Origin of the sequence: Lysobacter sp. Root983 (assembly GCF_001429345.1) — a bacterium.
GTDB lineage: Bacteria > Pseudomonadota > Gammaproteobacteria > Xanthomonadales > Xanthomonadaceae > Lysobacter.
Genome location: NZ_LMJO01000006.1, coordinates 1 through 10,088, shown reverse-complemented (window position 1 = coordinate 10,088; position 10,088 = coordinate 1). Strand labels below are relative to the sequence as shown.

Below are 10,088 nucleotides of genomic sequence, written 5' to 3'. Positions count from 1 at the left end.
GCTGATCGGCGGGGCGGGGCTGTTCCTGCTCTCGCGTCTGGCCGGGCTGGGGACCGTGGTGCCGGTGGCGATCGGGCTGGGCGTGGCGATCACGATCACCCTGCTGGTGGGCATGGCCACCTACCTGTCTACCCGCAGGATCCTGCGCGGCGAACCGGCCGAAGGCATGCGGTATGAGTGAGTTTTCGCATACCTCGCCGTGGTGGGTCAGGCAGGTGGGCGATGCGCCGGTGCGCGCACGCCTGATCTGCCTGCCGTATGCCGGAGGTAACGCGCGCGTATTCCACGGCTGGGCGGAGTCCTTGCCGGGGATCGAAGTGCTGGCGATCGAGTCGCCCGGCAAAGGCGGTCGGGTGCTCGAGCCACCCTGTGTCGACCTCGATCGCGTCTGCAAGACACTGCTGGCCGAACTGGCGCCGGTGTTGAACACGTCAGTGCCGTACAGTTTCTTCGGGCACAGCAACGGCGCGCTGATCGCGTTTGAACTGTGCTGTCGATTGCAGGCAGCCGGTGCGCCGATGCCGAAGCGGTTGTTGTTGTCGGCATGCGGGGCGCCATGGGCGCGCCAGAAGCTGAGTTACTCGACCCTGGACGACGCAGCATTCAAGGCCATGCTGCGCGACTTCAAGGCGACGCCGCCGGAAGTGCTGGAGTGCGAACCCTTGCTGGATCTGTTGCTGCCGGGGTTACGCGCCGACTTCGCGCTCGCCGAGAACCACGCATGCGCGTGGCCTTCGTTGCGCGGCGTGGCCACGCGCCTCTTCTACGGCGCCGAGGACTCCATTCCGGAGCCGGAACTCGCGGCTTGGACGCAGCGCATCGAGTTGCCGGTCGATTTCGAATGCTTGCCGGGTGGGCATTTCTTTATTCACGACGAGCGGAAGCGTCTGCTCGCAGCGATCGCTCGAGAGCTGTCGGGCACGCTACGAGCGCGACCGGTCGTGCTCGCAAATTAAGGAAGAGGATATGGATAGCGAGAAACGCTGGTACTTGCGGCCGGACGTCTATGTCGAGCCGCTGGTGAACCACTGGTACGCGTGGCCGAACCTGATCGCGCCGCTGACGTACGCGATGTACATGAGCAAGACGCACCGCCGCCTGATGCATTCCTTCGTGAAGAACACGGAGCTGCACATCCTGGCGAACCAGGATCCCGAGCTGGCCGGTGGTGGCGAATTCGTTGACTGCAGCCGCGAGCAGCTGGGGCAGGTGCAAGCCCTGCTGCAGAGCTTCGACAACGAATACGGTCTGTACGCCGAACTCGCCGAGGCGATCCGCGAACTGGACGTGCTGGTCCGCGCCCATCGCAGCGGCGAGTCGATCGAGCCGCTGTACGCGAAGGTGCCGGAACTGCTCAAGGGCTACGTCGAACTGCACATGGACCTCTATCATCAGCCCGGGTATCGGCTGATCGAGCCCCTGCTGTATCGCAGCCGCTATTACGACGAGTCGATGCAGTCGGTATCGCTGGGCATCCTGGCGCCAGGCCAGAAGCGGCCGTTCGTGCTCAGCACGCCGCGCCTGGCCGATGAGCGGCATTTGCACATCCGCCTGCCGTTCCGCTCGCCATGGTGGGATCGGCTGTTCAGCGCACGCACCAGGCCGCTCTCGCGCGAAGAGATCGATGCGCTGTTCGACGACGCGCCGGGCGAGGGTGGACTGGACCACCTTTCGCTGTTCACCGATACGGCGCCGCCGGTCCACCGGGCACCGAATGACGGCGTGCGGCTACGTTACATGGGACACGCCGGCTTTCTCGTCGAGAGCGGTGCCTGCGCGCTGATGGTCGATCCCGTCATCGCCACCTGCACCGACGACAATGCCGACAAGACCTATTCCTACGCGGACCTGCCCGAGCGCATCGACTATCTGTGCCTCACGCACAACCATGCCGATCACGTGAACCTGGAGACCTTGCTGCAGCTCAGGCACAAGGTCGACAAGGTGCTGGTGCCGAAGAACAACGGCGGCACCCTGGCCGATCCTTCGCTGCGCCTGCTGTTGACGCAGCTCGGATTCCAGGCGACGGAGGTGGACGACCTGGAAGAGTTCGCGCTGCCCGATGGCCGCATCGTGAGCATTCCGTTCCTCGGCGAACACGGCGACTTGAACATACGCAGCAAAACGGCTTGGTTCTTCGAGTTGCAGGGCAGGAAGATCTATGCGGGCGCCGACTCCTCCAACCTGGAGCCGCGCATGTACCAGATGCTGCATGACTTCACCGGCGATCTGGACGTGCTGGCGATCGGCATGGAATGCGTCGGTGCGCCCTACACCTGGCTCTACGGCGCGCTGAACACGGAGTTGGTGCCGAAGAACGTCAAGGAATCCCGTCGCCTCAACGGCTCCGGCTTCCAGGAGGCGGCACGCATGGTCGAGGCATTCCGGCCGAAGCAGATGCTCATCTACGCGCTCGGCATGGAACCCTGGTACGGCTATTTCATGGGTCTGGAATACAACGAGCACTCCGAGCAGATCGTCCAGTCGACACGCATGGTGGAGCACGGCCGGACGCTCGGTCTTCCGGTCGAGCGCCTGTGCGGAAAGTACGCGCTTGAGCTTTGAGTCCGCTGTTCGCGCCGGCGCCGTGCCGGTGCGAGTGGCGCTGTTTGATGTTTCTTTCGAGTAATGACAATGAGAAGTGGTTTTCCGATACTCAAGCGTTTCGCATTGTTCGTGTTCCTACCGCTTGCGCTGTTGCTGGCATGGCTCTACGTGCATGGCCGCCAGGGGCTGCCGCCGCAAATGCAGACGGTGCAGGCGCCGGGCGGCGGATCGGTACGCATCGTGCGCGACGAGTACGGCGTGCCGCATCTGTACGCGGATCGCGACGAGGACATCTACTTCGCGATGGGCTACGTGCAGGCTCAGGACCGTCTGTGGCAGATGGAACTGGAGCGGCGGCTGGCCGCGGGGCGGCTGAGCGAAATCTTCGGCAAGGACCTGCTCATGCAGGATAGCTGGGTGCGCACGCTCGGGCTGCGCCGCTCCGCGCAGAGCGCGCACGCTGCCTTGAGCAAACCGGCGCAGCGTTCGCTGTCCGCATACGCGAACGGCGTGAATGCCTGGCTGCGCGAAGGACACCCGCTGCCGATCGAGTTCAGCCTGTTCCGCGTGCGCCCCGAGCCGTGGAGCGAAATCGACTCGCTGTCCTGGGGCAAGGTCTTCTCGCTGAGCCTGAGCGGCAATCTCGATCAGGAAATCGGCAAGGCCGTGGCAGGGCGTTATCTGCGTCCACTGCAGATGCAGTCCTTCTTCCACGGCGAGATCGATCCGACGGCGGACGAAGGTGCGCAGCCGTCGCCCGCTTCCCTGGTATCGCTCGGCACGCTCTCCAAGAACCTGCATCTGGACTGGAAGATCGGTGGTCGCGAGGTGGGCAGCAATGCCTGGGTCGTGGCCGGCCGTCATACCGCGAATGGCGGCGCCCTGCTTGCTAACGACCCGCACCTGGGCCTTCAGATGCCGTCGCCCTGGTATCCCGTGGTCCAGCATGGTGCGACGCTGCGTGCGCAGGGCATGAGCCTGGTCGGATTGCCGCCGGTGATTTTCGGCCAGAACGGCCAGATCGCATGGGGCGGCACAGCGATGATGGCCGACGTGCAGGATCTCGCGGTGCAGCGTTTCGACCCGAAGGATCCTGATCTCTACCTGGCCGATGGTGCATGGGTGCCGGTGGAAAGCCGCACGGAAGACATCAGCGTCGCGCCGGCGTTTCCGTCCTTCCTGCACCAGGCGCTGAAGCCGGTCCGGATCGATGTGCGCAGCACGCGCGATGGACCGATCGTCAGCGGCATGCGCGGCAAGGCCGTCGGCCAGCCGCTAGCCTTGCGTTGGACCGCGTTGCAGCCGGGCGACCGCAGCTACGAAAGCATGTACGCCGTGAGCTACGCGAAGGACTGGGAGACGTTCAAGGCGACCTACCGGCATTACGTGGCGCCCGCCCTGAATATGCTGTACGCCGACCGTGACGGGAACATCGGTTACCTGGGCATCGGCGCGATCCCGATCCGGCGCAAGGGCGACGGCTCACTGCCGGTGCCCGGCTGGAACCCGGATTTTGCGTGGCAGGGGCAGATTCCGTTCGACGCCATGCCATCCCGTTACAACCCGCCGGAGGGCTACATCGCCTCCGCCAACGACCGCCCGGTCGACGACGACTATCCGTATTTCATTTCCAATGACTGGGCACCGCCGGCGCGCGGCCAGCGTATCCGGGAGATGCTCGAGCAGGCGATTGCCTCCGGTCGTCGGTTGAAGCTTGAGGACATGCAGGCGATCCAGACGGACGAGCGCAGCCTGTCGGCCCGCCGGCTCGTGCCGGTATTGACCGCGATCAAGCCCGCCAACGAGGAAGAGCGCAAGGCATTGGCGCTGCTCAAGGGCTGGTCCGGCGACATGAGCGCCTCGAGTGCCCAGGCGGCCCTGTTCAATGTATGGATGAGACACCTCTCGGCGGGGTTATTCGGTGGCGTGCTCGGCGACGATTGGATCCGCCACGACGAGATTCAATACGTGCGCGCTGTCCTGGACACGGCCACGGTCGACCAGATCCAACGGGCGTTGACCGACCCGCAGGCGCTCTGGTGCGACCCGCGGGTACCGGAAAGCGGCGACCGGTCCTGTCGCGGCGTGCTGCGTGCAAGTCTCGGCCAGGCGCTGGCCGAGTTGCAGCGGCGCAGCGGCAAGGACGAGGCGGACTGGCGCTGGGGCGACATCCACCATGTCCAGTATGCGCATCAGCCATTCAGCAATATCCGGGGCCTGTCCGGTCTGTTCGAGCGTCGCGTCGACAGTGGCGGCGGACCGGACAGCATCAAGGTCTCCGCCTACTCGGTGGACGGCACCAATGGTTACGTCGGTAATTACGGCGCCAGCTCACGCCAGCTCATCGCGCTGAGTCGACAGGGCGTGCAACACCAATACATGAACTCGACCGGGCAATCGGGCAACTGGATGAGCGCTCATTACGCCGACATGGTGCAGCCGTTCACGCGCGGCGAGTACTACACGCTCACCGCTGGAGATAAGAAATGAAGCTGCGCCGACGCAAACCCGACGAACGGCCGCGCCGCCGCCTGAGTCTGATGTCCGAGTTCGGGCGCTTCGCTCCGACCCGCGTGTTCCTGGCGGTGCTGGCCGGCGGGCTTTCCGGCTGCCTCTACGCACTGGCGATTCCGCTGATCCTGACCGCGCTGAGCGGACCCGAGGGCGGACTCACTTCTGCCGACGCCCAGGTGCAGATGTTTCTGGGCTTCGAGGTGAGCAACGGCCGGCTGGCGGCATTCTTCGCCCTGTTTTGCCTGCTCATCCTGATTACCCGGGCTACGGCCTCGATCCTGGTGGCGCGCGTGTCGATGGACTTGTCATCGAACCTGCGCCAGCGGCTGTGTCGGCGCATCGTGCAGTCCAGCTATCCGCAACTCGAAACGCTGGGTCAGGCCAAGCTCACCGTGGCGGTCACCGATGACGTGCGGCGCATCATTGGCGGCGCCGCGGTGGTGCCGCAGTTGCTCATCAATGGCGTGATGCTGGTCGGCATATTCGGCTTCCTCTGGTACATCAACACGCCGGTGTTCCTGTTCGTGTTGGGAGCGGTGATCTTCGGCGTGGTGACGTTCCACATTCCGCTGTTGTTCGCCAATCGCCATTTCCATCGTGCTCGGCAGTTGTACGACACACTGGAAAAGGGCGTGCGCGGCCTGATCCTCGGCATCAAGGAACTCCAGCTAGACCGGCATAAGCGAAGCGGCTATTTCGAGCAGATCCTGCAGCCTTGCGAACGGGAATTGCTCCGCTCCGAGAAGAAGGCAATGACCATCATGCTGGCGGCCAACAGCTATGGCGACCTGCTGTTCTTCTTCGCTATCGGTGCCATCGCGTTCGTGTTCGTCAATTATCACGAAATCTCCGGTAGCGACCTGGTGGCGGTGGTGATGGTGCTGCTGTACATCACCGGGCCGATCGCCGTCATCCTCAATACCTTGCCAAGCATGTCGATGGCTGCGGTGTCGCTGCGGAAAATCGAGGAGATCCTGGGCAAGCTGCCGGAGCAGATCGAAGCGGAGCGTCCGCTGCGCCAGCGCGACTGGAGCGTCGTCTCCTTCGCGGGTGTCGGCTACCAGCATCGCACCGACAAGGCGCACGACGGATTCACGGTCGGGCCGCTGGACTTTTCGATCCGCAAGGGCGAGGTCACCTTCATCGTCGGTGGCAATGGTTCCGGTAAGTCGACGCTGTGCAAGATGCTGTCGCTGCACTACCCGCCGGCGAGCGGTCGCATCCTGTTCGACGAGCAGGCGGTGGACGCGGAGTGCATCGACGATTATCGCCAGAACATCGCCACCGTATTCTCCGATTTCTACCTGTTCGACCGACTGCTTTCGCCGATCGACGACGCGAAGCTCGAGGCGGCCAACCGCTACCTGTGCGAGCTGGCGATCGACCACAAGGTGCAGATCAAGGATGGGTTGTTCTCCACCACCGACCTGTCGGACGGCCAGCGCAAGCGCCTGGCGCTGGTGGTGTCGTTCGTCGACGACAAGGAACTTTACCTGCTCGACGAGTGGGCGGCGGACCAGGATCCGGTTTTTAAGAGGGTGTTCTACACGGAGATCCTGCGCGACCTGAAGGCCCAGGGGAAGGCCGTTGTCGTGGTCAGCCACGACGACCGCTATTTCCACGTCGCCGACCAGCTATTGATCATGGAGGATGGAAAGATCGTCGAGAAGCGCAACGGGGATGAAGTTCCTCATGTAGCCAGCACCAAAGTGGTCGAAGCCACGCCTGCCTGAAATCATCGGGCAGCAACTACTATGGAAGGAGAAAGTGTATGGAATCGGGTCCCTTTTTGCGCATCGACCACCTTGCGATCGCTGTCCATGATCTGGAAGAGGCAATCCTCCTTTATCGGGACACCTTGAAGTTGCCGCTGGTCGAGCGGCGCGAGACCGTCGGAAAGTACACCGGCATGCGCTCTGCCGTCATGTCGGCGGGAAATTTCCAGATCGTGCTGATCGAGGGCACCTCCCCGGAATCGCAGGTGAGCCGTTACGTCAACGAGTATGGGCCGGGCGTGCAGCACGTCGCGTTCGAAGTCGAGGACATCGAGAACACCCAGCGCGCCCTGGCGGAGAATGGACTGGAGTTCTGCACCAGCGTGCTGGATGCGCCCGGCCTGCGCCAAACCTTCAGCAAGCGCGACAAGGTGTCGGGGATGATGTTCGAGCTGATCGAGCGTACCGGCGAGACCGGTTTCAAGGAGGCCAATATCAACCGTCTGTTCGAGGAACTGGAGCGCGCCGATGCTTATTGAGTGGCTGCACGCCGGCAATACGGGAGGGGCGACGTGAGTACGCAGACGAACACATCGCGGTTGGCGGTGATGAATTTCCTCAACGAAGTCGCGGGCGACTTCCCCGACGCCATTTCCCTGGCGTCGGGGCGTCCGGCGGAGGCCTTCTTCGACCTGGAGCGGTGGCTGGATTCGATTCCGCAGTACCAGCGCGAATTCGCCTCGCGGCGGGACTTGTCGTACGCCGATGCCGGCCGGCTCTTGGCGCAGTACGGCCGGACCAACGGCATCGTCAACGAACTCATCGCCGAGCAGCTCGCACTGGACGAAGGCGTGCACGGCCGGAGCGAGCATATCGTGGTCAGCGCAGGCTGCCAGGAGGCGCTGGCGCTGTGCATGTTGTCGTTGTGTCAGGACAAGAACGATGTGGTGATCGCGCGCGATCCCACCTATATCGGCATGACCGGCGTGGCGGATCTTCACGGTATCGAGATCGTGCCGCTGCATTCGAAGGATGACAGCCAACTGGCGGCCGAACTGGAGGAGGTCGCGGAAAAACTGCGTCACCAGGGGAAGCGGGCGCGGGCGTTGTATCTGATTCCCGAATTCGACAATCCCACCGGGACCGTGTTGTCGCTGGAAGCGCGGGAGGCACTGCTAGGCGTGTGCGCCGGGCAGCGCATCGCGGTGCTGGAGGACAACCCGTATGGGATGTTCCGCTACGAAGGCGAGCGCCTGCCGACTTTGTATGCGCTCGATCGCGCGGGTTGCGTGATCTACCTGTTCACCTATTCCAAGACGCTGTGCCCGGCCGTACGGGTTGGAGGCGCTTTGGTGCCGGACACGCTGTTCGGCAGTGCGGAGGCGGCCCGCACGCTGGTGGCGAACCTCGGCGAACGCAAGAGTTTCCTGACCGTGAACACCAGTCAGCTGAATCAGGCGCTGATCGGCGGCATGCTGTTGGCGCAGCAGGGAACGCTGCGCGAGCTGATCGCCCCGCAGCTGGAGCACTACCGCCGGAATCGCGACCTGTTGCTGGCCGCGCTGGAAAAGGAGTTCGCCGATCAGCGCGATGCCGTGCACTGGAATCGTCCTGAGGGCGGCTTCTTCCTCACGATGAAGCTGCCGTTTTCGTTCGGGCAGGCAGAGGTGCTGCGGTGCGCGCGCGAGCAGCACGTCATTCCGATGCCGCTATCGTTCTTCTCGCTTTCGGGAACGTGTCAGGACAGCATCCGGCTGGCCTTCAGCAATGTCGAGCCGTCGCTGATCGGCGAAGGCGTGGCGCGGCTCGGCCAATTCGTCCGCCAATGCCAGGAGGTATGCGATGCGGCGGTATGACGCGGAGGTCGTGCATGCGGCGATGGTCGCGCTGATGCGCGATCGCGGACTTTCGGCGGCGCATGCGGCGGACGTCGCGGATGCGCTGGTGGATGCCTCATTGCGGGGCATCGATACACATGGCGTGCGGCTGCTCGATTTCTATCTCAAGGAAATCGAAGGCGGCCGCGCCAAGAAGCAGCCGTCGTTCCGCATTCACGGCGATTATCCGGCGGCGGCGCTGTTCGACGCCGACGACGCCCTCGGCGTGGTGGCGGGGGCGGCGGCGATGCGAGAGGTCATCGGCCGCGCGCGGAAGGCCGGCATCGCCGCGCTGGCGGTGAGTCGCTCCAACCACTTCGGCCGTGCCGACTACTTCGCGCGCATGGCCGCCGCCGCCGGGCAGATCGGATTGGTCTTCAGCAACTCCGATGCCCTGGTGGTGCCTTTCGGCGGGGTCGTTCCGCTCAACGGTACCAATCCGCTGGCGATGGCCGCGCCGGGCCTGGACGACGACGGCTTCTATCTGGACATGGCGACCAGCCAGACCGCCTATTCGCGCGTGCTGCTTGCGCTTCGCCACGGCCTGCCGGTGGAGCCGGGACTGGCCACCAACCGGGAGGGCCAGGACCTTTCGCACGGCGGCGATCTGGGCGCGTTGCAGCCCTTGGGCGGCATCAAGGGGCAGGGCCTGGGCATGATGATCCAGATCTTGTGCGCGCTGTTGTCCAACATGCCGTTCGATGCCGAACTCTCCAATCTTTACCGGGAACCCTACGACACGCCGCGCCAGATCAGTCATTTCATGGTGGCGATCGAGGTTGCCGCGTTCGTGGATCCGGCGGTTTTCAGGGCGCGGCTGTCCGAGCTGCTGGCGCAGTTCCGGCAAAGCCAGCCGGCCGGGGCAGCCCCGGTACGCGTGCCCGGCGACCCGGAACGCGAGGTGGAGGCCGATCGCCGACGGACGGGAATCCCGCTGGCCGAGGAAGACGTGGCGGTGCTTTCCGGCTACCTAGCCGTGGAGAGGGTCGCGGCCGACCACCCGGACGTCGCGATGACCTGACAAGGTTGAATCCATTTGGGCCGGTACACGCATCCAAGTTCCTGACAGCAGCCATGACCGCGACTGCGCCAAACAGGAAAGGGATCGCGTGGATATCAGGAGACAAGACATTCCGGTAGCCCCCTGGTGGCGTCGCCACCGGCGGTGGCTGCTGGTGTCGGCGGGTGCGGCAGTGTTGGTGGTAGCGGCGATGAGCGTGCTGGGGCGTGCCGACCAGCTGGCGTCGCGCGACCGGGTGGTGCTGGCCAAGGTGAAGCAGGGCGAGTTCGTCGTGCAGGTGCGCGGTGTGGGCGAACTTACGTCCAAGCACATGCAGTTCCTGGGCGCGAAGGTCGAGGGCCAGGTGGAACGCATCGCCGTGGAAGCCGGCGCGTGGCCGCCTTCGCCACCGCCGTGCAGCGCGAGCGCAACGCC

Annotated in this window: 9 protein-coding genes; all 9 read left to right on the top strand. The window is 64.3% G+C overall.

Annotated features, from left to right (window positions below):
- The coding region (locus ASE43_RS22120) for a hypothetical protein (RefSeq protein ID WP_162258764.1) at positions 1–181 on the top strand (181 nt) is incomplete at its 5' end.
- Positions 174–956 carry a thioesterase domain-containing protein gene (locus tag ASE43_RS07330; RefSeq protein WP_082607161.1) on the top strand — a complete coding sequence of 261 codons (783 nt, stop codon included), beginning with the start codon at positions 174–176 and terminating at the stop codon, positions 954–956. The genes ASE43_RS22120 and ASE43_RS07330, both read left to right, overlap by 8 nt.
- Positions 853–2,565 carry an MBL fold metallo-hydrolase gene (locus ASE43_RS07325; protein ID WP_200956241.1) on the top strand — a complete coding sequence of 571 codons (1,713 nt, stop codon included), beginning with the start codon at positions 853–855 and terminating at the stop codon, positions 2,563–2,565. The genes ASE43_RS07330 and ASE43_RS07325 overlap by 104 nt, the downstream gene beginning before the upstream one ends.
- A 69-nt stretch (positions 2,566–2,634) precedes the next feature.
- The gene (locus ASE43_RS07320; protein WP_162258763.1) at positions 2,635–5,037 is read left to right on the top strand and encodes a penicillin acylase family protein; all 2,403 of its coding nucleotides are present in this window, start codon (positions 2,635–2,637) and stop codon (positions 5,035–5,037) included.
- Positions 5,034–6,794: a cyclic peptide export ABC transporter gene (locus ASE43_RS07315; RefSeq protein WP_056183358.1), complete on the top strand. Its 1,761-nt coding sequence runs from the start codon at positions 5,034–5,036 to the stop codon at positions 6,792–6,794. The genes ASE43_RS07320 and ASE43_RS07315 overlap by 4 nt, the downstream gene beginning before the upstream one ends.
- Before the next feature lie 38 nt (positions 6,795–6,832).
- On the top strand, positions 6,833–7,315 hold the full coding sequence (locus ASE43_RS07310) for a VOC family protein (RefSeq protein WP_056183356.1): 483 nt from the start codon (positions 6,833–6,835) through the stop codon (positions 7,313–7,315).
- A 33-nt stretch (positions 7,316–7,348) separates the two neighbouring features.
- On the top strand, positions 7,349–8,632 hold the full coding sequence (locus ASE43_RS07305; protein ID WP_057160017.1) for a PLP-dependent aminotransferase family protein: 1,284 nt from the start codon (positions 7,349–7,351) through the stop codon (positions 8,630–8,632).
- On the top strand, positions 8,619–9,674 hold the full coding sequence (locus tag ASE43_RS07300; protein ID WP_057160016.1) for an Ldh family oxidoreductase: 1,056 nt from the start codon (positions 8,619–8,621) through the stop codon (positions 9,672–9,674). Before ASE43_RS07305 ends, ASE43_RS07300 begins: the two co-directional genes overlap by 14 nt.
- 88 nt (positions 9,675–9,762) lie before the next feature.
- On the top strand, positions 9,763–10,088 hold a 326-nt coding region (locus ASE43_RS07295), incomplete at its 3' end, for a hypothetical protein (RefSeq protein WP_200956240.1).

Coding starts and splice junctions, on each gene's coding strand:
- ASE43_RS07320 (WP_162258763.1), top strand. CDS start 2,635: ATGAGAAGTGGTTTTCCGATACTCAAGCGTTTCGCATTGTTCGTGTTC.
- ASE43_RS07300 (WP_057160016.1), top strand. CDS start 8,619: ATGCGGCGGTATGACGCGGAGGTCGTGCATGCGGCGATGGTCGCGCTG.
- ASE43_RS07315 (WP_056183358.1), top strand. CDS start 5,034: ATGAAGCTGCGCCGACGCAAACCCGACGAACGGCCGCGCCGCCGCCTG.
- ASE43_RS07310 (WP_056183356.1), top strand. CDS start 6,833: ATGGAATCGGGTCCCTTTTTGCGCATCGACCACCTTGCGATCGCTGTC.
- ASE43_RS07330 (WP_082607161.1), top strand. CDS start 174: ATGAGTGAGTTTTCGCATACCTCGCCGTGGTGGGTCAGGCAGGTGGGC.